The sequence below is a fragment of the Paracoccus sp. SSK6 genome (assembly GCF_039770665.1).
In the GTDB taxonomy this organism is placed as follows: domain Bacteria; phylum Pseudomonadota; class Alphaproteobacteria; order Rhodobacterales; family Rhodobacteraceae; genus Paracoccus.
Genome location: NZ_JBDPNJ010000017.1, coordinates 32263 through 56989, shown reverse-complemented (window position 1 = coordinate 56989; position 24727 = coordinate 32263). Strand labels below are relative to the sequence as shown.

At 66.9% G+C, this 24727-nt stretch carries 26 protein-coding genes; 15 read left to right on the top strand and 11 right to left on the bottom strand.

Going from position 1 to position 24727, the window contains the following annotated elements:
* Positions 1-241 precede the first annotated feature (241 nt).
* From AAIL68_RS12185 to AAIL68_RS12170, 4 genes are all read left to right on the top strand, one after another.
* Positions 242-1171: a DUF533 domain-containing protein gene (locus tag AAIL68_RS12185; protein ID WP_347140046.1), complete on the top strand. Its 930-nt coding sequence runs from the start codon at positions 242-244 to the stop codon at positions 1169-1171.
* A 140-nt stretch (positions 1172-1311) separates the two neighbouring features.
* Positions 1312-1779, top strand: a complete 468-nt coding sequence (locus AAIL68_RS12180) for a cytochrome c (protein ID WP_347140045.1) — start codon at positions 1312-1314, stop codon at positions 1777-1779.
* A complete protein-coding gene (locus AAIL68_RS12175) occupies positions 1779-2363 on the top strand; it encodes a cytochrome b/b6 domain-containing protein (RefSeq protein ID WP_347140044.1) in 585 nt (194 codons plus the stop codon). Before AAIL68_RS12180 ends, AAIL68_RS12175 begins: the two co-directional genes overlap by 1 nt.
* Before the next feature lie 55 nt (positions 2364-2418).
* On the top strand, positions 2419-3318 hold the full coding sequence (locus AAIL68_RS12170) for an SDR family oxidoreductase (RefSeq protein ID WP_347140043.1): 900 nt from the start codon (positions 2419-2421) through the stop codon (positions 3316-3318).
* 257 nt (positions 3319-3575) lie between these two features.
* On the opposite strand, the gene parC is transcribed toward AAIL68_RS12170, so the two are convergent.
* Positions 3576-5828 (bottom strand): DNA topoisomerase IV subunit A, encoded by a 2253-nt coding sequence (gene parC, locus AAIL68_RS12165; protein WP_347140042.1) that lies wholly within the window; start codon positions 5826-5828, stop codon positions 3576-3578.
* A 128-nt stretch (positions 5829-5956) separates the two neighbouring features.
* Here parC and AAIL68_RS12160 point away from each other — a divergent pair, with 128 nt between their 5' ends.
* From AAIL68_RS12160 to betC, 9 genes are all read left to right on the top strand, one after another.
* Positions 5957-6451, top strand: coding sequence for an SH3 domain-containing protein (locus AAIL68_RS12160; RefSeq protein ID WP_347140041.1), 495 nt, complete (start codon positions 5957-5959; stop codon positions 6449-6451).
* Positions 6451-7269: an SDR family NAD(P)-dependent oxidoreductase gene (locus AAIL68_RS12155; RefSeq protein ID WP_347140040.1), complete on the top strand. Its 819-nt coding sequence runs from the start codon at positions 6451-6453 to the stop codon at positions 7267-7269. The genes AAIL68_RS12160 and AAIL68_RS12155 overlap by 1 nt, the downstream gene beginning before the upstream one ends.
* A 25-nt stretch (positions 7270-7294) precedes the next feature.
* Positions 7295-7495, top strand: coding sequence for a twin transmembrane helix small protein (locus tag AAIL68_RS12150; protein WP_347140039.1), 201 nt, complete (start codon positions 7295-7297; stop codon positions 7493-7495).
* Entirely contained in the window at positions 7495-8067 is a 573-nt protein-coding gene (locus AAIL68_RS12145) for a cob(I)yrinic acid a,c-diamide adenosyltransferase (protein WP_347140038.1), read from the top strand. The genes AAIL68_RS12150 and AAIL68_RS12145 overlap by 1 nt, the downstream gene beginning before the upstream one ends.
* A gap of 125 nt (positions 8068-8192) precedes the next feature.
* Positions 8193-8951, top strand: coding sequence for an electron transfer flavoprotein subunit beta/FixA family protein (locus tag AAIL68_RS12140; RefSeq protein ID WP_347140037.1), 759 nt, complete (start codon positions 8193-8195; stop codon positions 8949-8951).
* Complete coding sequence (locus AAIL68_RS12135) at positions 8951-9877, top strand: FAD-binding protein (RefSeq protein WP_347140036.1); 927 nt, start codon at positions 8951-8953, stop codon at positions 9875-9877. The genes AAIL68_RS12140 and AAIL68_RS12135 overlap by 1 nt, the downstream gene beginning before the upstream one ends.
* Before the next feature lie 112 nt (positions 9878-9989).
* On the top strand, positions 9990-10865 hold the full coding sequence (locus AAIL68_RS12130; protein WP_347140035.1) for a 3-hydroxybutyryl-CoA dehydrogenase: 876 nt from the start codon (positions 9990-9992) through the stop codon (positions 10863-10865).
* Positions 10866-10953: 88 nt separating this feature from the next.
* Complete coding sequence (choX, locus tag AAIL68_RS12125; protein WP_347140034.1) at positions 10954-11886, top strand: choline ABC transporter substrate-binding protein; 933 nt, start codon at positions 10954-10956, stop codon at positions 11884-11886.
* A 4-nt stretch (positions 11887-11890) separates the two neighbouring features.
* Positions 11891-13381 (top strand): choline-sulfatase, encoded by a 1491-nt coding sequence (gene betC / locus AAIL68_RS12120; RefSeq protein ID WP_347140033.1) that lies wholly within the window; start codon positions 11891-11893, stop codon positions 13379-13381.
* Positions 13382-13412: 31 nt separating this feature from the next.
* On the opposite strand, the gene AAIL68_RS12115 is transcribed toward betC, so the two are convergent.
* The 6 genes from AAIL68_RS12115 to AAIL68_RS12090 all read right to left on the bottom strand — a co-directional run bounded on the left by AAIL68_RS12115 (position 13413) and on the right by AAIL68_RS12090 (position 16666).
* Positions 13413-13808 carry a DUF2852 domain-containing protein gene (locus AAIL68_RS12115; RefSeq protein WP_347140050.1) on the bottom strand — a complete coding sequence of 132 codons (396 nt, stop codon included), beginning with the start codon at positions 13806-13808 and terminating at the stop codon, positions 13413-13415.
* A gap of 103 nt (positions 13809-13911) precedes the next feature.
* On the bottom strand, positions 13912-14526 hold the full coding sequence (locus AAIL68_RS12110) for a TetR/AcrR family transcriptional regulator (protein ID WP_347140032.1): 615 nt from the start codon (positions 14524-14526) through the stop codon (positions 13912-13914).
* A complete protein-coding gene (locus tag AAIL68_RS12105) occupies positions 14527-14805 on the bottom strand; it encodes an HPr family phosphocarrier protein (protein WP_347140031.1) in 279 nt (92 codons plus the stop codon).
* Positions 14805-15224 (bottom strand): PTS fructose transporter subunit IIA, encoded by a 420-nt coding sequence (locus AAIL68_RS12100; protein WP_347140030.1) that lies wholly within the window; start codon positions 15222-15224, stop codon positions 14805-14807. The genes AAIL68_RS12105 and AAIL68_RS12100 overlap by 1 nt, the downstream gene beginning before the upstream one ends.
* Entirely contained in the window at positions 15221-16195 is a 975-nt protein-coding gene (gene rapZ, locus AAIL68_RS12095) for an RNase adapter RapZ (protein ID WP_347140049.1), read from the bottom strand. The genes AAIL68_RS12100 and rapZ overlap by 4 nt, the downstream gene beginning before the upstream one ends.
* Positions 16196-16255: 60 nt before the next feature.
* Complete coding sequence (locus AAIL68_RS12090; RefSeq protein ID WP_347140029.1) at positions 16256-16666, bottom strand: HPr kinase/phosphatase C-terminal domain-containing protein; 411 nt, start codon at positions 16664-16666, stop codon at positions 16256-16258.
* Positions 16667-16874: 208 nt separating this feature from the next.
* On the opposite strand from AAIL68_RS12090, the gene AAIL68_RS12085 reads away from it, so the two are divergent.
* Positions 16875-18470, top strand: a complete 1596-nt coding sequence (locus AAIL68_RS12085) for a phosphoenolpyruvate carboxykinase (RefSeq protein ID WP_347140028.1) — start codon at positions 16875-16877, stop codon at positions 18468-18470.
* Between the two features lie 122 nt (positions 18471-18592).
* On the opposite strand, the gene AAIL68_RS12080 is transcribed toward AAIL68_RS12085, so the two are convergent.
* The 4 genes from AAIL68_RS12080 to AAIL68_RS12065 all read right to left on the bottom strand — a co-directional run bounded on the left by AAIL68_RS12080 (position 18593) and on the right by AAIL68_RS12065 (position 23995).
* Positions 18593-20572 (bottom strand): PhoX family phosphatase, encoded by a 1980-nt coding sequence (locus AAIL68_RS12080; protein ID WP_347140027.1) that lies wholly within the window; start codon positions 20570-20572, stop codon positions 18593-18595.
* A gap of 165 nt (positions 20573-20737) precedes the next feature.
* Positions 20738-21664: an ornithine carbamoyltransferase gene (gene argF / locus AAIL68_RS12075; RefSeq protein ID WP_347140026.1), complete on the bottom strand. Its 927-nt coding sequence runs from the start codon at positions 21662-21664 to the stop codon at positions 20738-20740.
* Positions 21665-21852: 188 nt separating this feature from the next.
* The gene (locus AAIL68_RS12070) at positions 21853-23019 is read right to left on the bottom strand and encodes an aspartate aminotransferase family protein (RefSeq protein ID WP_347140025.1); all 1167 of its coding nucleotides are present in this window, start codon (positions 23017-23019) and stop codon (positions 21853-21855) included.
* Positions 23020-23161: 142 nt separating this feature from the next.
* Positions 23162-23995, bottom strand: a complete 834-nt coding sequence (locus AAIL68_RS12065; protein ID WP_347140024.1) for an ABC transporter permease — start codon at positions 23993-23995, stop codon at positions 23162-23164.
* A 116-nt stretch (positions 23996-24111) separates the two neighbouring features.
* On the opposite strand from AAIL68_RS12065, the gene AAIL68_RS12060 reads away from it, so the two are divergent.
* Positions 24112-24726, top strand: coding sequence for a GcrA family cell cycle regulator (locus tag AAIL68_RS12060; protein ID WP_347140023.1), 615 nt, complete (start codon positions 24112-24114; stop codon positions 24724-24726).
* Position 24727: the final 1 nt, after the last annotated feature.

Here is a 24727-nt window from a genome sequence, read left to right as displayed (position 1 = left end):
CTACGGCCTCCTGATCGCGGGGCATGGCGAGACGGCCCCGAATTGACGTGCGCCGCGATGTATAAGCCTGCCTGGGAAAAATCAAGGGCACGCGGGCCGGTTGTGGCGGCGGACCGGGATGGCGGAGGACCGGGGCAGCCGCGCCGAGGGGCTGCCGGAACCATTCGGGGCGCAGTTCTGTTCGGGGGACGAGACACGGGCGGCCCGCCGCCCCCACAACGAGTAGCGGAGGAGTCATTCCATGAGCCTGATGAAAACCCTGGGCCGGGTCGCGGCCGGCGTCATCCTTGCCAAGGGCATCGGTGCCGCCATGCAGCAGCACCAGCAAGGCCGGACGGGCCAGGTCACCCGCAACCGCAGCCAGGGCGGCGGCCTGCTGGGCGAGCTGTTCGGCAACAATACCGGCCCCGGCGCGGGCGGAAGTCTGAACGACATGCTGGGCCAGGTCCTGGGCGGCCGCCGTGCGGGCCATGGGACGCGCTATGGCGGCCCGCAGTCGCCCGGCGCCACGGGCGGGCTTGGCGGGATCCTAGACAGCCTGACCAGCCGGGCCCGCACCGGCGACGGCACGGGCGGCGGCGGTCTTGGCGACCTGCTGGGGCAGCTGGGCGGCGGCACCAAGACCCGCAGCGCAGGCGCGGGCGGGGGCTTGGGAGATCTGCTGGGCGGCCTTCTGGGCGGTGCCGCGGCGGGCGGCATGGCGGGCAGCTTGGCCCGCAAGGATTCGCAGCCCACGAATGACGCGAGCTTTGGCGAGTTGTTCAACGACGCCGTGGTCAAGCAGGGCGAACCCGAAGTCGCGCCGACACCCGAACAGAACGCGGTCGCGGGCCTGATGCTGCGGGCGATGATCCAGGCCGCCAAGTCCGACGGCACCATCGACGAGGCCGAAAAGCAGCGCCTGCTGGGCAAGCTGGGCGACGACCTGGACGACGACGAGCGCCAGTTCATCCGCCAGCAGATGGCCGCGCCCGTGGACCCCGAGGCCCTGGCCCGCGATGTTCCGGCGGGGCTGGAATCGCAGGTCTACCTGATGTCGCTGCTGGCCATCGACCTGGATCACGAGGACGAGGTCCGCTATCTGGAGCGGCTGGCCCAGGCCCTGAGGCTTGATCGCACGGCCATCCAGGAGATCCACGGCCAGGTCGGCGTGGCCCATCCCGACAGCTGAACGTCAGGGCGGCCCCTTCCGGGGCCGCTTTCGCAAATCCGTGATTGCCCTTCAGTCCGATTGATCGGGCGTTTTGACTCTGCCACTCTTTCCAGACCGTTACGTCATTATCACCGCCAGTTCTTGTAAGGAGCCAGCCCATGACCCCCGTCAAAGCGATCACCCTTGCCGCCCTTCTTGCCCTGCCGACCCTTGTCGCCGCGCAGTCCGCCGAGGACGCGGCCGAGCAGGCCCTAGAGGCGCGCCATGGCTTCATGACCATGCTGGGCATCAACATGGGCCAGCTTGCCGGCATGGCGAAGGGAGAGATCGCCTATGACGAGGCCATGGCAAGCCGCGCCGCGGCCAATATCCTGGCGCTGACCCAGTACGACGCGCCCGCGCTGTTCATCCCCGGCACCTCGTCCGAAGAGATCGACGATTCCGACGCCCTGCCCGCGATCTGGGAAAAGCCCGACGATTTCCGGGCCCGGTTCGCGGCCTTGGGCGAGGCCGCGGCGGGCAGCGCGGATGCCGTCAAGGGCGGGCAGGCCAATGTCGGCCCCGTGGTCCAGAAGCTGGGCGGCGCCTGCAAGAACTGCCACGACAATTTCCGCAAGAAAGACTGATGGCGGGCGGCCCCGCCCAACGCGAACGGATCTGGGATCCGGCGCTGCGGGCCTTCCACTGGACCCTGGCGACCCTGGTGGTCGCCAACTGGACCTTGGGCAAGATCGGCCCGTCCGACATGAGCCTGCATTTCTGGCTGGGCTACGCGGTCATCGCGCTGTTGCTGTTCCGGCTGGCCTGGGGCTTTGCCGGGCCCGCCACGGCCCGCTTTGCCCGCTTCGTGCGCGGCCCGCGCGCCGTCCTGGCCTATGCGCGGGAAATGGTCCGCCCCCATCCCACCTATTGGCCCGGACACAGCCCGGTCGGCGCCCTGGCCGTGCTGGCGATGCTGGCGGTGCTGATCCTGCAGGTGACGACCGGGCTGTTCGCCGACCCCGAGGATTATGTCAATGTCGGCCCGCTGGCATCAACGGTCAGTTCGGCCACGGCGCGCGCGGCGCTGCGCTGGCATCACCGCGGGGCGGACCTGATCCTGATCCTGGTGTTGCTGCATTGGGCGGTGATCCTTTTCTATCGCCTGTGGAAACGCGAGGATCTGGTGCGGCCGATGATCGACGGCTGGAAATGGGTGCGGCGGCGGTAAGGCGGAACCCTTGCCGCCGGGGCTTGTTGGGCAGGGCAACCGGAAAGGAAAGCTCATGTCCACCGACCAACCCTTTCGCAGCGGCGCGATCGAAGGCCCCCGCCTGCCCAGGCCCGATTTCCCCGCGCAGGAACAGCCCTTCCCCGGCCTGGCCTGCCGCATGGATCCCCTGCCCGACCATGGCGAAACCAGCTATCGCGGCAGCGGCCGCCTGGCGGGCAAGCGGGCGCTGATCACCGGCGGCGACAGCGGCATCGGCGCCGCCGCCGCCATCGCCTATGCCCGCGAGGGGGCCGATGTCGCGATCAACTATCTGCCCGCCGAACAGGAGGATGCCGACAAGGTCATCGCCCTGATCAAGGCCGAGGGCCGCAAGGCCATCGCCATCCCCGGCGACCTGCGGGACGAGGGTTTCTGCAAGTCTCTGGTCGAAAAGGCCGTCCAGGGGTTGGGCGGGCTCGACATCCTGGTCAACAATGCGGGCCGCCAGCAGTTCTGCGAAAAGCTGGAGGATCTGACGACCGAGGCTTTCGACGCGACCATGAAGACGAATGTCTATGCGCCGTTCTGGGTCACCCGTGCCGCCCTGCCGCATCTGAAACCGGGCGCGTCGATCATCATCACCTCCTCGGTGCAGGCCTTCTCGCCCTCCGACATCCTGTTCGACTATGCGCAGTCCAAGGCCGCGAATGTGGCCTTCGCGCAATCCCTGGCCAAGCAGCTTGCCGGGCGCGGCATCCGCGTGAACGCCGTCTGCCCCGGCCCCTACTGGACCGCGCTGCAGATCTCGGGCGGGCAGCCGACCGAAAAGGCGGAGGAGCATGGCAAGAAGCAGCCGCTGGGCCGCCCCGGCCAGCCGGTCGAGCTTGCGCCAATCTATGTGCTGCTGGCGTCTGACGAGGCGAGCTATATCACCGGGGAATATTTCGGATCGGTCGGCGGCGCGGGGCTGTAGGCGGAGGAAAAAGATTCTTGCCTCCGGCGGGGATATTTTAACGAAGCTGAAAGGGTTTCGAGTCCATCTTCAAGGTACGGTACAGGCGGGGACGCCGATGACCGTCGAAGGTGAAAGCCCGCTGTCTCGCCGCATCATGCCGGCTTGGCAGCGGGCCGCTCTTCATCTTCGCTTCAAATATCCTGGGGAGGCCGTCACTTGTGACGGACGGGGCGAAGCCCCTGAACGAAAAGGCGTCGAAGGGCGCCAGCCCTTCGTCAGTTGAACCTGTTGTCGCGCGGGAAGCCGCGCGGGGCCATGCGTCCGGCGCTGGACCGCTTGCCCAGCCATTCGGTCAGGTCGGGCTCGGTCCGGGTGCGCCCGCCGCTTTCCTGCCAGCGCAGACCGTCCGCCAGGGTGATGAAGGCCGCGTCCGACAGCGTGTCGCCCGCTACCAGCCCGCCGCCGCTGCCGTATTTCTGCAGCTTGACGCCCTTGCCGCGCGCCATCTCGGGCAGTTCGGACAGGGGGAAGACCAGCATCTTGCGGTTCGTGCCGACCACCGCGACATGATCGCCGCTGACCGGACGGCAGAGCAGCGCCTCGCCGTTCAGCACCTGCTTGCCGGTCTTGGTCTGCGCCAGGATGTCGCCCGCCGCCACGATGAAGCCGTCCCCTGCCTTCGAGGCGACCAGGTATTTCCGGTCCGCCTGCCAGGGGAACATGGCGATCACCTCGGCTTCGTTCGGCAGGTCGATCATCAGGCGCAAGGGCTCTCCCATGCCGCGCCCGCCGGGCAGGTTGTTGGCGGACAGGGTGTAGAAGCGGCCGTTGCTGGCAAAGATCATCAGCTTGTCGGTGGTTTCCGCATGGACGGCAAGGCCGGGGCCGTCGCCGTCCTTGAACTTGACCTCGGCGTCCAGCGGCTGATGGCCCTTCATGCTGCGGATCCAGCCCATCTTCGACAGGATCACGGTCAGCGGCTCGCGCTCGATCATCGATTCCAGGTCGATAGGCGCGATCTCCTGCGCCTCGGCGATCTGGGTGCGGCGCTGGCCCTCGGGGCGCGATTTGCCGAAGAGGTTGCGCACCTCCTTCAACTGGTTGCCGATCTGCGCCCATTGCGCGCGCTCGTCGGCCAGCATTCTCTCCAGCCCCTGGCGTTCCTCCAGCAGGGCATCGCGTTCGGCGCGAAGCTCGATCTCCTCCAGCTTGCGCAGGGCGCGTAGGCGCATGTTCAGGATCGCCTCGACCTGGACCTCGGTCAGGGCGAATTCGGCCATCATCAGGGCCTTCGGCTCATCCTCGTGGCGGATGATCTCGATCACACGGTCGAGGTTCAGATAGGCGATCAGATAGCCTTCCAGCACCTCCAGCCGGGCGGCGATCTTGTCCAGCCGGTAATTCGCGCGCCGCACCAGCACCTCGCGGCGGTGGTCCAGGAAGGCGCGCAGCACCTCCTTGAGCGAGCAGACCTTGGGCACGCGCCCGTCGATCAGCACGTTCATGTTCATGCTGAAGCGAACCTCAAGGTCGCTGACCCGGAACAGCGCGGCCATCAGCTGTTCGGGATCGACCGTGCGGGCCTTGGGCTCCAGCACGATGCGGATGTCCTCGGCGGATTCGTCGCGGACATCGGCCAGGATCGGGATGCGCTTGGTCTGGATCAGTTCGGCCAAGCGTTCGATCAGCTTGGATTTCTGGACCTGGTAGGGGATCTCGGTCACGACGATCTGCCACAACCCCCGGCCCAGATCCTCCTGCATCCAGCGGGCGCGCACGCGGAAGGCGCCCCGGCCCGTGCGGTAGATTTCGGCAATCGTGTCGCGGTTCTCGATGATGACGCCGCCGGTCGGGAAGTCCGGCCCCTGCAGGATATTCGCCAGCGTGTCGTCGCGCGCGTCCGGCGTCTTGATCAGGTGCAGGCAGGCGTCGATGACTTCGTGCAGGTTGTGCGGCGGGATGTTCGTGGCCATGCCGACCGCGATGCCCGACGCGCCATTCGCCAGCAGGTTCGGGAAGGCCGAGGGCAGCACCACGGGTTCCTGCAGGGTGCCGTCATAGTTCGGGCGGAAATCGACCGCATCCTCGGCCAACCCGTCCATCAGGCTTTCGGATGCCGCGGCCAGCCGCGCCTCGGTGTACCGGGCCGCAGCCGGGTTGTCGCCGTCGATATTGCCGAAGTTCCCCTGCCCGTCCACCAGCGGATAGCGCATGGCGAAATCCTGGGCCAGCCGCGCCATGGCGTCATAGATCGCGGCGTCGCCATGGGGGTGATAGTTGCCCATCACGTCGCCGGTGATCTTGGCCGACTTGCGGAAGGCCCCGTTCGGCGCCAGCCGCAATTCGCGCATCGCATAGAGGATGCGGCGGTGGACCGGCTTCAGCCCGTCGCGCGCATCGGGCAGCGCCCGGTGCATGATCGTGGAGAGCGCATAGGTCAGATACCGCTCGCCGATGGCGCGGCTGAGGGGTTCGGACTGGGTGTTGTCGTCGGGCTCGGCGGGGGGATCGGTGGGAAGGCTGGACATGCGGCATCAGATAGGGCGCGGCGTGCGCCTGGTCCAGCGTGAATTCGCGGAACGCCCGCGTGGTTCTTGGCGTTGCGGGGCAACATGGGTTAACAAGTTCCCCCAAGGGACGGGCGAGGGATATCGTGATGATCAGACTGGGCGCGCTGATGCTGGCGACCCTGGCGGGGCTGTTCCTGGTCCTGTCGGTCTGGGGCGACGGCAACCTGCGCGCCGAGCGCCGCCCCGCGCCCCCGCCGAAGCCCGCCGCGCAGGAGGAAGGCACGGTACCCCCTCCCGCCATTCCACAGCCCCAAGCCGCCCCCGCCGTGGTCCGGGCCGAAGCCCAGACGCCCCAGCAGGTGCAGCGCTTTCCGGGGCCGGTGCTGCAACCCTCGCCCGAACATGCGGGCAAAACCCCTGCCGCCGCGCCCCTGCCGGAGGGGCCGGTCCTGTATGTCACCGGCGACCGGGTGAACATGCGGGCCGGGCCCTCGACCGGCGACCGCGTCGTCACAGCATTGGGACGCGGCGCGGCGGTCCAGCCGGTGGGCCCGACGGATGCCGACTGGGTGAACATCCGCGACGGCAATGGCCGCACGGGCTATGTCGCGGGCCGCTTCCTGTCGGCGTCGGCGCCTTGATGGGACGCGTCCTGATCACCGGCTGTTCGTCCGGCATCGGCCTTGATGCCGCGCGGCGGATGCAGGCGCTTGGCTGGCAGGTGGTCGCCACCTGCCGCAAGGACGCCGACATCGCCGCCCGCCGGGCCGAGGGAATGGAGTGCCGCCATCTGGAACTGTCCGACGAGGTCAGCGTGGCCCGGCTGGCGGATCGGGTGCTGGCGGGCGGGCGGCTGGACGCGCTTGTCAACAACGCGGCCTTCGCCCTGCCCGGCGCGGTCGAGGACATGCCGCGCGGCGCGCTCCGCGCGATCTTCGAGGCCAACCTGTTCGGCACCCATGACCTGACCGTTCGCCTGATCCCGCATTTCCGGGAACGCGGCGGGCGGATCGTCAATATCAGCTCGGTCCTGGGGCTGATCGGCATCCGCTGGCGCGGCCCCTATGTCGCGACCAAGTTCGCGCTGGAGGGGCTGACCGACGTGCTGCGGCTGGAAATGGCGGGCACCCCCGTCAAGGTCATCCTGATCGAGCCCGGCCCTATCGCCAGCCGCATCCGCGCCAACGCGATCCCGCATTTCGAACGGTGGGTGGACTGGCGGAACAGCGCGCGGGCCGAGGAATACCGGGCCAGCCTGCTGAAGCGGCTTTACGAGCCTGCGGCGAAGAAGGACCGCTTCGAGCTGCCGCCATCCGCCGTCAGCGACCGGATCGTCCATGCGCTGACGGCGGCAAGGCCCCGGCCCCGCTATTACGTCACGACCCCCACATGGATGTCCGGCACGGCGCGGCGCATCCTGCCCACGCGCGCACTGGACTGGTTCGCCCGCCAGGGCTAGGGTCCGGCAGCGAAAGGCGGTGGCTATGATGGACGGACCTCTGTTCTATGTGATCGCGCTGGCGATGCTGGCGGTGCTGGCCATCCTGGCGACGGGCGTCGGCGGCTTTGCCAGGGGCGGCGACTGGAACCGCAGGCACGGCAACCGGATGATGCGCTGGCGGATCATCGCGCAGGCCGTGGCCGTCGCGCTGATCATGCTGTTCGTCTGGCTGGGGGGGCGCTGATGGTCGTCCTGAACCGCATCTATACCCGCACCGGCGACAAGGGCGACACCGCCCTGTCGGATGGCAGCCGCGTCGCCAAGCACGACCCTCGGGTCGAGGCCTATGGCACGGTGGACGAATTGAACGCGACCCTGGGCCTTTGCCGCCTGCACGCGTCGGGCGAAATGGCCGACCGGATCGCGGTGATCCAGAACGACCTGTTCGACCTGGGCGCCGACCTGGCCCGCCCGAACATGGCCGCCGATGATGCGGCAGGCTATCCGGTCCTGCGCATGATCGACGCGCAGGTCACGCGCCTGGAGCAGGAGATCGACGCGATGAACGCGGATCTGAACCCCCTGCGCAGCTTCATCCTGCCGGGCGGATCCGTCCTGGCCGCGCATCTGCACCTGTCGCGCACCGTCGCGCGCCGGGCGGAACGCCGCGCGACCGATCTTGCCACCGGCGGCGACGTGAACGGGGCGGCGGTCCGCTATCTCAACCGCCTGTCGGACTGGCTGTTCGTCGCAGCCCGTGTCGCCAACAACGGTGGGGCCGACGACATCCTGTGGGTTCCGGGGGCCGGCCGCTAGGGATGGCCCGGTCGCGCGCCCGATGCTGGCGCAAACGCAGCGTCGGGGGACGCTTTTGTATTGTGCATGGCGCTGGCCTGCCGGTAACACTGCCCCCGACACATGGATAAGGGGGAGCATAGCCCATGAAGATCCTGGTGCCCGTGAAGCGGGTGATTGACTACAACGTGAAGGCCCGGGTGCGTGCGGATGGCAGCGGTGTCGATCTGGCGAATGTGAAGATGTCGATGAACCCCTTTGACGAGATCGCGGTGGAGGAGGCGATCCGTCTGAAGGAGAAGGGCGCGGCCGAGGAGGTCGTGGTGGTATCCATCGGCGTGCGTCAGGCGCAGGAGACGCTGAGGACGGCGCTGGCGATGGGGGCTGACCGGGCGATCCTGGTGGTGGCGGCCGAGGACGTGTCCACCGACATCGAGCCCTTGGCGGTGGCCAAGATCCTGAAAGCCGTGGTCGATGCGGAGCAGCCCCGGCTGGTGATCGCGGGCAAGCAGGCCATCGACAACGACATGAACGCGACCGGCCAGATGCTGGCGGCGCTCTTGGGCTGGGGCCAGGCGACCTTCGCCTCCAAGCTGGAGATCGCGGGCGACGCGGCCAAGGTCACGCGCGAGGTGGATGGCGGGTTGCAGACCATCGAGGTGCGCTTGCCGGCGATCGTCACCGCTGATCTGCGGCTGAACGAGCCGCGCTATGCAAGCCTGCCCAACATCATGAAGGCCAAGAAGAAGCCGCTCGAGGAGAAGACGGCGGCTGATTACGGCGTGGACGTGTCTCCGCGCCTGGAGGTGGTCTCGACCCGCGAGCCCGAGGGGCGTCAGGCGGGCATCAAGGTCGGCTCGGTGGACGAGCTGGTGGGCAAGCTCAAGGAAGCGGGGGTGATCTGATGGCGGTTCTTCTTCTGGGGGAAGTGACGAACGGGGTGCTGAACCGCGACGCCACCGCCAAGGCGGTCGGCGCGGTGGCCTCGCTGGGCGAGGTGACGGTGCTCTGCGCGGGCGCCCATGCCCGCGATGCGGCGGCGGAGGCCGCGACCATCGTCGGCGTGGCGAAGGTCTTGGTGGCCGAGGATGCGCGTTACGGCCACCGCCTGGCCGAGCCGACGGCGGCGCTGCTGGCGTCGCTTGCGGCTGACTACGAGCACATCGCGGCCCCCGCCACCACGGATGCCAAGAACGTCATGCCGCGGGTGGCGGCGCTGCTCGACGTGATGGTGATCCCCGAGGTGTCGAAGGTGGTGGACGCATCCAACTTCGAGCGTCCGGTCTATGCCGGCAACGCCATCCAGACGGTGCGCTCGCGGGATACGAAGAAGGTGCTGACCATCCGCACCGCCAGCTTCGAGGCGGCGGGCGCGGGCAACGGCGCGCCCGTGTCGGACGCCACGCTGGCCGCCGATCCCGGCCTGTCGTCCTGGGTGGGCGACGAGGTCGCGGCCTCGGACCGGCCCGAGCTCACCTCGGCGGGACGCGTGGTCTCGGGCGGGCGCGGCGTGGGCTCCAAGGAGCAGTTCGCGATCATCGAGGCGCTCGCCGACAAGCTCGGCGCCGCCGTTGGCGCAAGCCGCGCGGCCGTGGACAGCGGCTACGCGCCGAACGACTGGCAGGTGGGCCAGACCGGCAAGGTGGTCGCCCCCGAGCTTTATGTCGCGGTGGGCATCTCGGGCGCCATCCAGCACCTCGCCGGCATGAAGGACTCAAAGGTCATCGTCGCCATCAACAAGGACGAGGAAGCCCCCATCTTCCAGATCGCCGACTACGGACTGGTCGGAGACCTGTTCACCGTGGTGCCGGAACTGACCGACAAGCTCTGAGCCGGGCCTGGCCCAGATCCACGGCCTGCAACCGCCCCCATACGGGGGCGGTTTTGCATTGCAGCACCGCCGCCCCCGCCCTATCGTCCCGCCAACAGACAGAGAGGCAGCGATGGCGGTTCAAACGGTTGGGATCATTGGCGCAGGACAGATGGGCAACGGCATCGCCCATGTCTTTGCCTTGGCCGGATACGATGTCCTGCTGACCGACATCAGCCAGGACGCCCTGGACAAGGCGCTGGCGCTGATCGACCGGAACCTGGAACGCCAGGTCAGCCGCGAGAAGATCACCGCCGAGGACAAGAAATCCGCCATGGGCCGGATCCGCACCACCCTGCGGCTGGCCGACCTGGGCCAGACCGACCTGGTGATCGAGGCCGCGACCGAGCGCGAAACCGTCAAGCAGGCGATCTTCGAGGATCTGGTGCCGCACCTGAAGCCGCACACGATCCTGACCTCGAACACATCGTCGATCTCGATCACGCGGCTGGCCTCGCGCACCGACCGCCCCGAGAAGTTCATGGGCTTCCATTTCATGAACCCCGTGCCGGTCATGCAGCTGGTCGAACTGATCCGCGGCATCGCCACCGACCAGGCGACCTATGACACGCTGCACGAGGTCGTGGAACGCCTGGGCAAGACCTCGGCCAGTGCCGAGGATTTCCCGGCCTTCATCGTCAACCGCATCCTGATGCCGATGATCAACGAGGCGGTCTATACGCTGTACGAGGGCGTGGGCAACGTGAAGTCCATCGACCAGTCCATGAAGCTGGGCGCCAACTGGCCGATGGGCCCGCTGGAGCTTGCCGATTTCATCGGCCTGGACACCTGTCTGGCGATCATGAACGTGCTGCATGACGGGTTGGCCGACACGAAATACCGCCCCTGCCCGCTGCTGACGAAATATGTCGAGGCAGGCTGGCTGGGCCGCAAGACCGGCCGGGGCTTTTACGACTATCGCGAAGAGGTGCCGGTTCCGACACGCTAACGGCTGGGGCAGGTCGCTTTCAGGCGCGACCGCGACGGAAATCCGTCGTTGATTCAGCCGACAACCAGTAACCCACAGGAGGTTCACCATGAAGGCCCTGACCATGACGGCCGCGATGCTGCTGGCGGCAACGGCCCTGCCCGCTCTCGCGGATGACGCGGGCACCTGCGGCACGGTGCGATACTCCGATCCGGGCTGGAGCGACATCACGGCGACCAATGGCGTGGCGGCGGTCGTGCTGGAGGCGCTTGGCTATACGCCCGACATCGCGACCCTTTCGGTGCCGGTCGGATACGAGGCGCTGAAGAACGGCCAGACCGACGTCTTCCTGGGCAACTGGATGCCCGCGCAGCAGAAGTTCCGCGATGACCTGGACGCTGCGGGCACCATCGACGTGTTGGTGCAGAACCTGGAAGGCGCCAAGTTCACGCTGGCCGTCAACAAGGCGGGCGCGGAGGCGGGCGTCAAGGATTTCGCGGATCTGGACGCGCAGAAGGATGCCTTCGGCGGCAAGATCTATGGGATCGAGCCGGGCGCGCCCGCAAACCAGTCGATCCAGGCGATGATCGACGCGGATGAGTTCGGCCTGGGCGACTGGGAACTGGTCGAATCCGGCGAACAGGCGATGCTGGCGCAGGTCAGCCGCAGCGGCGACACGCCCGTGGTCTTCCTGGCCTGGGCGCCCCATCCGATGAACGAGGCCATCGACATCACCTATCTGTCGGGCGGCGACAAGCAGTTCGGGCCGAACTATGGCGGCGCGACCGTTCACACGCTGGCACGCAAGGAATGGGTCGCGGCCTGCCCGAACGCGGCCAAGCTGTTCAGCCAGATGGTCTTCGACGTGCCGATGGAGAACGTGCTGATGGGCAAGATCCTGGATGACGGCATGGATGGCAAGGCAGCCGCGAAGGAATGGCTGGCTGAAAACCCCGATGCCGCCGCCAAATGGCTGGACGGCGTGACCACGCTGGACGGCAAGCCGGGCGCGGACGCGCTGAAGGCAGCGGTGGCCGGATAAGACCTTGCAGCCGAACATCCTGATCCTGATGGCCGACCAACTGTCGGGGGTGCTTTTCCCCGACGGCCCGGCCCCCTTCCTGCACGCCCCGAACCTGCGTCGCCTGGCCGAACGGTCCACGCGCTTCGCCAACACCTATACCGGCAGCCCGCTTTGCGCGCCCGCGCGCGCGAGCTTCATGTCGGGGCAGTTGCCGCGCCGCACGCGCGTCTATGACAACGCGGCGGAATTCGCGTCCGACATCCCGACCTATGCCCATCACCTGCGCCGGGCGGGATACCAGACCTGCCTGTCGGGCAAGATGCATTTCGTGGGCCCCGACCAGCTTCACGGCTTCGAGGAGCGGCTGACCACCGACATCTATCCCGCCGATTTCGGCTGGACGCCCGATTACCGGCGCCCTGGCGAGCGGATCGACTGGTGGTATCACAACCTGGGCAGCGTGACCGGCGCGGGCGTGGCCGAGATCACCAACCAGTACGAATATGACGACGAGGTCGCCTATCACGCCTGCCGCAAGCTTTACGACCTGTCGCGCGGCAAGGACGACCGGCCCTGGTGCCTGACGGTCAGCTTCACGCATCCGCACGACCCCTTCGTCGCACGACGCAAGTACTGGGATCTGTATGAAGGCATCCCGGAGCTGGAGCCGCCCGCGGCCATTCCCTATGGCGACATGGATCCGCATTCGCGGCGGCTGATGGATGCCTGCGACTGGCGGGCCTTCGACATCACCGACGATCATGTCCGCCGCGCCCGGCAGGGCTATTTCGCCAACATCACCTATGTGGACGAGAAGATCGGCGAGATCCTAGACGTGCTGGAGCGTACCCGGCAGGAGGCGATCATCCTGTTCCTGTCCGACCATGGCGAGATGCTGGGCGAACGCGGCATGTGGTTCAAGATGAGCTTCTTCGAGGGCTCGGCCCGCGTGCCGCTGATGATTGCCGCGCCCGGTATGGAACCGGGGCGCGTGGATCAGCCGGTCAGCACCATCGACGTGCTGCCGACGCTCTGCGACTTGGCGGGGCTGCCGATGGACGGGATCGCGCCCTGGACGGATGGCAAGTCGCTGGCAGCGGGCGAGGCGCGCGGCCCGGTGCCCATGGAATACGCGGCCGAGGGCAGCGTGGCGCCGATGGTCGCGGTCCGCGACGGCCGGTGGAAATATGTCGCCTGCAATGCCGACCCGGACATGCTGTTCGACCTGGAGGCCGATCCCGGCGAAAGGGTGAACCTGGCTGGCGATCCCGATCATGCGGTGACGCTGGGCCATCTGCGCGCGCTGGCGATGCGGCAATGGGATCTGGACGCCTATGACGCCGAGGTGCGCCAGTCGCAGGCCCGGCGCTGGATCGTCTATGAAGCCCTGCGCAACGGGGCCTATTACCCTTGGGACCACCAGCCGCTGCAACTGGCCTCGGAACGCTACATGCGCAACCACATGGACCTGAACGTGCTGGAGGAAAACCAGCGCTTTCCACGGGGCGAATAAGGAAAGGGCCGGTCATGCCGGCCCTTTTTCGTCACGCGCCCGGATAGGCGTCGGGTTTTTCGTTGCGGCTTTGCATGAACTGGTCGAACTCGGCCTTGTCCTTGGCCTCGCGCAGCTTCTGCAGGAAGTCCACGAATTCGCGATGCTCGTCCTCCAGCCGCTTCAGCGTTTCCTCGCGATAGGCGTCGAAGGCGCTGTTTCCGGTGCTGGGGGCGTAATAGCGGGCGTGGCGATGGTGCCGGTGGCTGCAACTGAACATGCGCTTGCTCCAGATCATGTAGGCCAGAAGGGCGAGGCCAAGGGGCCAGAAGACGACAAAGCCAAGGACCATCGCGGCGATCCAGGCCAGCTTGCCGCGTTCGTCCAGCCAGTCGCGGGCGCGGATCAGCGGGCCTTGGACGCGCGAGGCCATCGGATAGGCGGGCATTCGATAGGATGCGCTGTGCATCTGAAGGGAACCTCCATGTTAATGTTAATCACATTAACATAGATGGGGGATGCCGGTCGGCCGTCAAGCGGGTGGTCAAAAATTATTCGCCGATCAGGCCAAGCCCGCGCAGATAGATGATCGCCCCGCTTTCCAGCATCTCGGCCGGGCCGACCGGGCTGCGGGTGCCGGGCCTGCCGCGAGAGAACAGCTCGACCACGCCATGGCTCAGCGCCCAGATGTGGTTGGCGACCATGCGGGCGGGCGGGCGGTGGTCGGGGGGAAGGCGGAGGGCCATGATCTCGGCCGCCTCGATCAGCACCCGTTGCGCGCGTTCGGACGCTGCCGACAGGTCGGCATTGCCCGCGATGGACAGGCCGGATTCGAACATCGCCATGTAATGGCCGGGCCGTTCGGCGGCGAAATCCAGATAAGCCTGGCCCATCCGCATGAAGGCCGTCAGCGGACGCGGCTGGCCGCCGTCGAAGGCGCGTTCAAGGCGTTCGGCGAAATCCTCGAAGCCCTGCCGGGCGACCTCCTCCAGCAGGTCGTCGCGGCCCTTGAAATGGCGATAGGGGGCGGCGGGGGACACGCCCGCCCGGCGCGCGGCCTCGGTCAGGGTGAAAGCCAAGGGGCCGGTTTCCTGGATCAGCGCGGCGGTCGCATCCACCAGGGCCTGGCGCAGGTTGCCGTGGTGATAGGTCTTGCGGCCGGGCACCTACATGCCTTCGCCGAAATAATCCCCCACCAACGCCTCCAGCGCATCGGCCAGGGCGGCGGCCTCGGGCCCGGTGGTCGTCACGGTGATCTGGCTGCCGCGCGGCGCGGTCAGCATCAGAAGGCCCATGATGGAATCGCCCGACACGGACATGCCGTCCTTTTCGACCTGCACCTGCGCGTCGAAGCGTTCCACCAGATCGACGAACTTGGCGCTGGCACGGGCATGGAGGCCCTTTTCGTTGATGATGGCCAGGCGCCGCGTGATGGGCCCCGTCATCAGAAGCGCGATCCCGTGTTCAGCGCCGCTTCGATCGGGACATTGTAGGAGTTGATGTATTTCCGCCCGGCTTCCTTGGCGAAGGCCACGGCATCGGGCACCGGCAGATGACGCGACTTGGCCAGCTTGACCAGCATGGGCAGGTTCGCCCCGTAAAGGATGGACCGGTTGCGCATCGCGCAGGCCGGCAGCGACAGATTCGAGGGCGATCCCCCGAACAGGTCGGTCACCACCACCACCCCGTTGCCGTCATCCACCGAATTGGCCGCAGCCTGGATTTCGGCCATCTTGGCAGCGCGGTCGTGATCGTCCTCGATCGCGACGGCTGCAATGCCGCTTTGCGGACCCACCACATGCTCGACCGCCAAAAGATACTCTCGGGCCAGGCCGCCATGCGCCACGATCACGATTCCAATCAACGCGTTCCACCACGTTCAACAGCGCGCAACCGGCCCCCATCCGGGCTGACGCTGCCGGCGTCCCCCGCGGATGACGGCGCCGGACTGCGACGCTCGAGTTCCCTGTGCCTTATTGACACCGGCCAGCCTGCCTTCGCAAGCGCAAGACCCACCTTTTCAGCCAAAGTGACGGAACGATGTTGTCCGCCGGTGCAGCCGAAACCGACCGCGAGATGGGATTTCCCCTCCTCGACATAGGCCGGAAGCAGAAAAAGAATCATGTCGCACACGCGATCCAGGAAATCCGCGAAGCGCGAATCACCCGCCACATGGTCCTGGACCGCCGCGTCGCGTCCGGTCAGGGGACGCAGGGACGGCTCCCAATGCGGATTGGTCAGAAAGCGGCAGTCGAACATCATGTCGATGCCGCGCGGCACGCCCCGCTTGTAGCTGAAGGAATGCAGCGAGACGCTGAGCCTGCCGTTCGGGCGAATGTCGAACCACCGCGTCAGTTCGGCCTTGAGGTCATGGGGCGACAGTTCGGACGTATCGACCAGCACGTCCGCCCGCGCGCGGATCGGCGACAGCAGGTCCAGTTCCGCCGTGACACCGGCGGCAGGGGCGCTGTCGGGCGCCAGGGGATGGCGGCGGCGGGTTTCGTTGTACCGCCGCTCCAGCACCTCGGGGGCGCAGTCCAGGAACAGCACCTCGGGGGCATAGCGGGGGTCGCGGGTCAGCTTGTCGATCAACTCGATCACGTTGCTGGCGGAAAAGTCGCGGTTGCGCACGTCCAGGCCCAGCGCCAGCGGCACGGGGCGCGCGGGGCCGTCCAGAAGGCGGGGGATCAGCGACAAGGGCAGGTTGTCGATCGCCTCGAAGCCCAGATCCTCCAGCACGTCGATGGCGGTGGACCGCCCGGCGCCGGAAGGGCCGGTGACCAGAACCAGCCGCTGGACCCCTTCGTCGGGGGCGGTGTCAACGGCTCCTGCCATGGTGGGATCGTCGGCCAAATCGACCATCTTTCCTGCCTGTAAGGGGCTTCGCAGCCCTTGTCACGCGACCCGGCCGCCCAGCAAAAGCTGCCGCAGCGCAGCATAAAGATGCGGTCGATAGGGCCCCGTGACAAGAGGCAAGGCCACCCCCAGCACATCATGGCTGCGCGACTGTGGCAGGCGGTCCCCAGATCCGCCCCCCAGATCGACGACCTGCGTCAGCCTGACCGGGCCGGAGGGGTCCGCCGACAGGATACCGATGCCCCGCGCCTCGATCCGGCCCAGCAGCGCGGGCGGGCAACTGGCGATGATCGCGTCCCCCTCCCGGCGCAGGTCGGTGCGGTCATCCGCCACCAGCAAGGCCCCCGCCGCCATCAGTTGAAGCGCCAGGGACGACTTGCCCGAACCGGAGGGCCCCAGGATCAGCAGCCCGGCATCCCGCAGCGCAATCGTGGTGGCATGAAGCTGCATTGCGAATCACCTTTCTTCCGAATTGCCGGCCATTCTTGCCGATGCGGGGGTCAGGAAAGGACAGCCAAGGCGACCTGATGGCGATAACATTTGCTGTTTCCGCTAACTGTTCGCGCCATCTTCTTTTTTGCCCTTCGGGCCATGCTATAGCCGCCGCATACTGCTTCACGAAAGTGTCGCAGCCAATCGATTGAGGAGTATCGAGACCATGGCCAGCCGCGTAAACCCGAACTGCAAGCTTGAGGATCAGGGAATCGAGGGCCTCGGCCGGGTTTACTACAACCTGCTGGAACCGGCCCTGATGACCGAGGCTGTCGCGCGCGGCGAGGGCAAGCTGGGCTTGGGCGGCACCTTCCTGGTCTCCACCGGCGCGCATACCGGCCGGTCTCCCAAGGACAAGTTCGTTGTCCGCACCCCCGAGGTCGAGGATACGATCTGGTGGGACAACAACAAGCCGATGTCGTCTGATGCCTTCGACCGCCTTCATGCCGACATGCTGGCCCACATGAAGGGCCGCGATTACTTCGTGCAGGATCTGTTCGGCGGCGCCGATGCCGACAACCGCCTGGACGTGCGCGTCGTGACCGAACTGGCCTGGCACGGGCTGTTCATCCGCCACCTGCTGCGCCGCCCCGATGCCGCGGAACTGGAAGGCTTCACCCCCGACTTCACCATCATCAACTGCCCTAGCTTCAAGGCCGACCCGGAACGCCATGGCTGCCGTTCTGAGACCGTGATCGCGCTGAACTTCCAGAAGAAGCTGATCCTGATCGCCAACACCGCCTATGCAGGCGAGAACAAGAAGTCGGTCTTCACGCTGCTGAACTATCTGCTGCCGGAAAAGGGCATCATGCCGATGCACTGTTCCGCCAACCACGCCATCGGCAACCCGGATGACAGCGCCGTCTTCTTCGGCCTGTCGGGCACCGGCAAGACCACGCTGTCGGCCGATCCCTCGCGCGTGCTGATCGGCGATGACGAACACGGCTGGTCGGACAAGGGCATCTTCAACTTCGAGGGCGGCTGCTACGCCAAGACCATCAACCTGTCGCCCAAGGCCGAGCCCGAGATCCATGCCACCTGTTCCCGCTTCGGCACGGTGATAGAGAACATGGTCTTCGACCCCGACACGCTGGAACTGGATTTCGAGGACAACTCGATCACCGACAACATGCGCTGCGCCTATCCGCTGGAGGCGATCTCGAACGCTTCGGAAACCAGCTTGGGCGGGCATCCTAGGAACGTGATCATGCTGACCTGCGACGCCTATGGCGTGCTGCCGCCGATCGCGCGGCTGACGCCCGCGCAGGCCATGTATCACTTCCTGTCGGGCTTCACGTCCAAGACGCCGGGGACCGAGGTCGGCGTGGTGGAACCCGTACCGACCTTCTCGACCTGCTTCGGCGCGCCCTTCATGCCGCGCCGCCCCGAGGTCTATGGCAAGCTGTTGCAGGACAAGATCGCCCAGCATGGCGCAAGCTGCTGGCTGGTCAACACCGGCTGGACCGGCGGGGCCTTCGGGACCGGCAAGCGGATGCCCATCGCCGCGACTCGCGCCCTGCTGTCGGCGGCGCTCGACGGCAGCCTGAACGACGTGCAGTTCCGCAAGGATCCGAACTTCGGCTTCGAGGTTCCGGTCTCGGTGCCCGGCGTGGATGCCAAGCTGCTGGATCCGCGCCAGACCTGGGCGGATGGCGCCGCTTATGACAGGCAGGCCGCCAAGCTGGTGCAGATGTTCAGCGACAACTTCGCGCAATATCTGGAAGCCATCGACGACGAAGTGCGCGCGGCGGCCATCGGCTGAACCAAGCCGCGATGAACGAAAAAGGCCGCGCGGTCTGCGCGGCCTTTTTCATTCGTAGGGTGCGTGCTTGCACGCACCGTTTGCGCAAGGCCGTGGTGCGTGCAAGCACGCACTCTACGGGATCAGCCGATCCGGCCGCCGCCCTGCCTGGTGATCGCCACGACCGCCGGGCGCACCGGCATCGCGTCGTCGAAGTCCGGCCAGCGGGTGGACAGATCCTCGTAATAGGACGGGCGGCCATGGCCTACCCAGTCGTCGCCACCGTCGCCCGGATGCTGCACGGCCACGAAGAAGGTGGTCATGTCCTCGGTGATGCAGGGGCCGCACATCTCGCCTCCGACCGGCACGCGATAGAACAGGCGAGAGGTGCCGCGGGCCGCGCCCTCGGTATCCACCGCCCACAGCCCGTCCGTCCGGCCCGTGTCCGACATCGAGTTGCCGTCGGTCGAGACCCACAGCCGCCCGTCCGCATCGACCGCCGCATTGTCCGGCATCCCGAACCAGCCGTTCACCGTGGTCTCGGTCGAGAAGGTGGCGCCCACCTCGGCGATGGAGGGATCGCCGCATTTCACCAGGATTTCCCAGGTGCCGGTGGTGGCGGTGAAATCACCGTCCTGCTCGATGATCTCGATGATATGACCGAAGGCGTTTTCCACGCGCGGGTTGGCGGCGTTGGCTTCCTCGCGCTTGGTGTTGTTGGTGAGCATGACATAGGCGCGGCCCGTGACCGGGTTCGGCTGGATGTCCTCGGGGCGGTCCATCGGCGTCGCTTCCAGCAGGTCGGCGGCGCGGCGGGTCTCGATCAGCACATCGGCCTGGGTTTCAAAGCCGTTCTCGGCAGTCAGCGGGCCTTCGCCCTGGACCAGCGGCAGCCATTCGACCCGGCCATCGTCGTGGAAGCCCGCGACATAAAGCGTGCCTTCGTCCAGCAGGTTCATGTTCGCGGCGCGGTCATCGGGGTTGTACTTGCCCGCCGTCACGAACTTGTAGACGTAATCGAAACGCTCGTCGTCGCCCAGGTAGAAGACCACGCGGCCGTCCTTGGCGACCACGCTTTCCGCACCCTCATGCTTGAAGCGGCCAAGCGCGGTGCGCTTCCGGGGGGTCGAGTTCGGATCCATCACGTCCACCTCGACGATCCAGCCGAAGCGGTTGGCCTCGTTCGGGTCCTTCGAGACATCGAAACGCTCGTGGAACCTGCCCCAGGCATAGGTCGCCTCGGGGATGCCAAGGCGTTCATAATTCGCAGCCTCGGCATGGCCTTCCGGCAGGGTGCCCATGAAATAGCCGTGGATGTTTTCCTCGGCCATGATGTAGGTGCCCCAGGGGGTCACGCCGCCCGCGCAATTGTTGATGGTGCCGAAAACCTTGCGCCCCGACGGATCGGCCACGGTCTGCAGGCGCGCATGGCCCGCGGCCGGGCCGGTCACTTCCATCTCGGTCTTGGCGGTGATGCGGCGGTTCAGCGCGCCGTCCAGCACCGGCTGCCATTTTCCGTCCACCTTGCGGATCTCGATGATCGTGCCGCCATGGGCCGCCATCTCGATGTTCACGCGGGTCTCGTCGGCATCAGACACCTCGATCTCGCCGTCCTTGATGGTGACGATGCCGGGGAACATCAGGTGTTCGTTGGTGTATTCGTGGTTCACGACCAGCAGGCCCCGGTCGTCCGCGCCGTCCAGCGGGATGAAGCCCACGAAGTCGTTGTTGTATCCGAACTGGCGTTCCTGCGCGGCTTCGGACTGGCTCAATGGATCGAAGTCCGGCGCGTCGGCAAAGACCTTGTCGCCCCAACGCAGCAGCACGTCGGCATCATAGCCTTCGGCCACATGATGGTCGGCATCCACGCCCGCGGTGACTTCGGGGAAGTTGAAGGCCGAGCCCGAGGCGGCCTGCGCATCCGTGGCCGAGAGCAGCGCAAGCGGGCTGACCGTGGCCGAGATCGCCGTCACCGCCATCGACCCCTTCAGGAAACCGCGGCGCGAGAAGCGGGCCGCGATGATCTCGCCCATGGTGCGGCTGTTCGTCGGGTTCAGGCCGGGCCCGTCGGCCTCCTCCAGCTTGCTGGTGCGAAAGATGTTTCGGGTCTGCTGGTCACGCATCGCGCTCTCCTGGCTGGTCGTTGGGGCCTTTGTCGGGCCGGTCGGGCAGCGATTAGAGAGGCGTTGCGACAGGGATGCGTCAGGATTGTGAAGGTTTGGCAAAACGCCCGCCAGGCGGCGGGCGTTCGGTCGGCACCGTGGATGCGCTTCAGCGCACGATTCCCCTCAGACGCCAAGGCACCAGCGCATCACGGCCTTCTGGGCGTGAAGGCGGTTCTCGGCCTCGTCCCAGATCACCGAATGGGGGCCGTCCATCACGGCGCTTGTCACCTCGTCCTCGCGATGGGCGGGCAGGCAGTGCATGAACAGGCTATCCGGCTTGGCCTTCGCCATGAGCGATTCATTCACCTGATAGCCGCGCAACTGGTTGTGGCGGCGCTCCTTCGCCGACTGGGGATCGTGCATCGACACCCAGGTATCGGCGATGACCAGGTCGGCGCCCTCGACCGCCTGGACAGGGTCGCGCACGATCTCGGCCCGGACGCCCTGGGCGCGGGCGAAGTCCAGCGCCTCGCGTTCGGGGTCGAGCGGCGGCGGGCCCGAGAAGGTGAAGTCATAGCCGAACTGACCCGCGCCATGGATCACGCTGGCGCAGACATTGTTGCCGTCGCCGACCCAGACCACCTTGCGGCCCGCGATGGGGCCGCGATGTTCCTCGAAGGTCATCACGTCGGCCATGATCTGGCAGGGATGGGTGCGGTTCGTCAGGCCGTTGATGACCGGGACGGTGGCATGTTCCGCCATCTCCAGCAGCGTCGCTTCCTCGAAGGTGCGGATCATGATGAGATCGACATAGCGCGACAGCACGCGGGCGGTATCGGCAATCGTCTCGCCATGCCCCAGTTGCATCTCGGATCCCGACAGCACCATGGTCTGGCCGCCCATCTGGCGCACGCCCACGTCGAAGCTGACGCGGGTGCGGGTGGATGGCTTTTCGAAGATCAGCGCGACCATGCGGCCCGCCAGGGGCTGTTCGTCATCGGGCGTGCCCTTGGGGCGGCCATTGCGGGCGGTCTTCATGGCAAGGGCCTGGTCGATGATCGACCGCAGGTCCGCCTTGCCGGTGGTATGGATGTCCAGAAAATGCTTCATCTTTGTGGCTTTCGCGATTTGGGCAAGGAAGCCCGCTTGGCGTGTCCGGGTCAAGAGGGGGCGCCGCCCCCACGCGCGTGCCGCGCGTTCCCCCGGGATATTTGAACACAGAAGATGAAAGCTATTGTCGGCGCGTCAGAAGGCGGCAGGGATGGTCCCCGCCGCCGGTGCCATGCAGGGGCGCGTGGTCAGCCAAGGCTTGCCGCCGCCTTGTCCAGCCGGGTAACGGCCTCGGCGATCTCGTCGTCAGAGATGTTCAGCGGCGGCAGCAGGCGCAGGGTGTTGTCGGCGGCGGGCACGGTCAGCAGGTGCTGCGCGTATCCGGCCTTGACGACATCGGTTGGCGCCACCTTGCATTTCAGGCCCAGCATCAGGCCTTGTCCCCGCACGGCTTCGAAGACACTGGGATGGGCGGCGACAAGCCCTTCCAGCTTTTGCCGGAACAGCGCGGCCTTGCGGTTCACCTCGGCCAGGAAGGCGTCGGTGGCGACGATTTCCATCACCCGCGCGCCCACGGCGCAGGCCAAGGGATTGCCGCCATAGGTCGAGCCATGCGTGCCTGCGACCATGCCTGCGGCGGCCGCCTCGGTCGCCAGGACCGCGCCCAGGGGGAAGCCGCCGCCGATGCCCTTGGCGACCATCATGATGTCGGGCACAATCCCCGCATATTCATGGGCGAACAGCCGGCCGGTCCGGCCCATGCCGCATTGCACCTCATCCAGGACCAGCAGCGCGCCGTGCCGGTCGCAAAGGGCGCGGATTTCCTGAAGGTCGGCGTCGGGCAGCGGGCGGATGCCCCCCTCGCCCTGCACAGGCTCCAGCATGACGGCCGCCGTCTTGTCGTTGATGGCAGCCTTCAGCGCCGCCATGTCGCCCCAAGGCAGCGCGCGGAAGCCCGGCATCAGCGGGCCGAAGCCCTTGGTCATCTTTTCCGACCCCGAAGCGGCGATGGCGCCGGTGGACCGGCCATGGAAGGCGCCCTCGAAGGTGAGGATCTCGGTCCGGTCCTCGCCCTTTTCATACCAGTATTTGCGGACCATCTTGATCGCCAGTTCGGCGGCCTCGGTCCCGGAATTGGTGATGAAGGCGGTGTCGGCGAAGGTATGTTCCACCAGCAGGTCGGCCAGCCGTTCCTGCTGCGGGATCTGGTAGAGGTTCGAGACATGCCAGATCTTGCCCGCCTGTTCCGTCAGCGCGGCCACCAAGTCCGGGTTGGCATGGCCCAGCACGTTCACCGCGATTCCCGAGCCCAGGTCCAGATATCGGCTGCCGTCCGTGGCGATGGCCCAGGATCCCTCGCCCTTTTCAAAGGCGATGGGCGCGCGGTTATAGGTCGGCAGGACGTGCGAAATCATAGGGGACTCCCCGATTGGCAGGACGGATTGTGGAAGGCAGGCGGGATCGGACGGTGACGAAACGTCAACGTCGGGGACGGGCGGTGATGGCGGTCCGAACGATCATGGTTCCGGCCATATCGCCGATTCGGCCCCCGCGCAATCACGCTTTCATCCGATAGCCGCTTTTCAGCCAGCGCCATGCCAGCCACAGCACAAGCGCCACGACTGCCACGCAGACCAGCAGCCCCCGCCAGACCGGCGCGTCGCTGACGCCGGTGACGCCGTATCGCGCGCCGTCGATCAGGTAGAAGACGGGGTTCCAGTGCGACAGGGTGCGGAAGGGCTCGGGCAGGGCCTGGACGGAATAGAAGGTGCCCGACAGGAAGGACAGCGGCGTGATGATGAAGTTGCTGATCGCCGCCATCTGGTCGAACTTCTGCGCCAGGATCCCCGCAAGGATCCCCAGGCCCCCCAGCAGCAGCGCGGCCAGCAGGACGAAGGTCAGCGCCCAGGCCGGATGGGCGATGCCCTGCCCCGTGACCAGCACCATGCCGGTGCCGATCACCGCGCCCACAAGCCCGGCGCGGGCGACCGATCCCGCCAGATAGCCCGCCAGCAACTCGCCCGCTGACAGCGGCGGCATCAGCGTATCCACGATATTGCCCTGCACCTTGGCCGAGGTGATCGAGCTTGAGGTATTGGCAAAGGCGTTCTGGATCACCGTCATCATCAGAATTCCCGGCCCCAGGAAGACCAGATAGGGCAGGCCCATCACCTGCCCCCGCCCCTGCCCCATGGCCAGCGCGAAGATCAGCACGAACAGCGCCGCCGTCATCAGCGGCGCAAAGACCGTCTGCTGCCAGACGGCCATGAAGCGCATCACCTCGCGCCGGGCCAGGGTCTGCAGGCCCAGCCAGTTGACGCGGCCAAAGCGGCGCACGCCCATGCCGTGGTATTCGGCGGCCTGTCGATCGGGGAAGCTTGGCTGTTCCATCCGGCGGTCCTTGAATTTCTGGCGCTAGGCGGCTAAATCTCGGCATCCCGTTTCTGACGGGGGCAATCGCAGGTTTCAAGATGGGGCGGCGCGGATGCACGCCCGGAAAGGCAGCCATGTCCTGGACGGATGAACGCGTCGAGACGCTGAAGCGCATGTGGGCCGAAGGCCAGTCGGCCAGCGCCATCGCCAAGGAACTGGGCGGCGTGACCCGCAACGCAGTCATCGGCAAGGTCCACCGCCTGGGGCTGTCCAACCGCAGCGACGAGCCGGAACCCGTCCCCGCGCCTGCCCCCGAACCCGCCATCGGATCAGGGGCGGAAAAGAAGATCGACCGCAAGCCCGCAGCCGAACCTGTCCGCCCCGAACCCCAGCCCGCCGTCGCCGCCGCGCCGGCCGACCCCGCCCCGGAAGAACCCGTGAGCCAGCCCGTCTTTACCCCCGTCCCGCGCCGCCCCATCGTTCCCGCAGGCCAGCCCCTGCCCCCGCAGCCTTCCGCCAACGAGATCAGCCCGGAAACCCTGGCCTCGGTCCGCGAAGTGGAAAAGCGCGCCCGCAAGCTGACGCTGATGGAATTGACCGAGCGCACCTGCAAATGGCCGATCGGCGACCCCGCGACCGAGAAGTTCTGGTTCTGCGGCCTGCCCAGCCAGCCCGGCAAGCCCTATTGCGAGGCCCATGTCAGCGTGGCCTTCCAGCCGATGAGCTCGCGCCGCGACCGGCGGCGCTAAG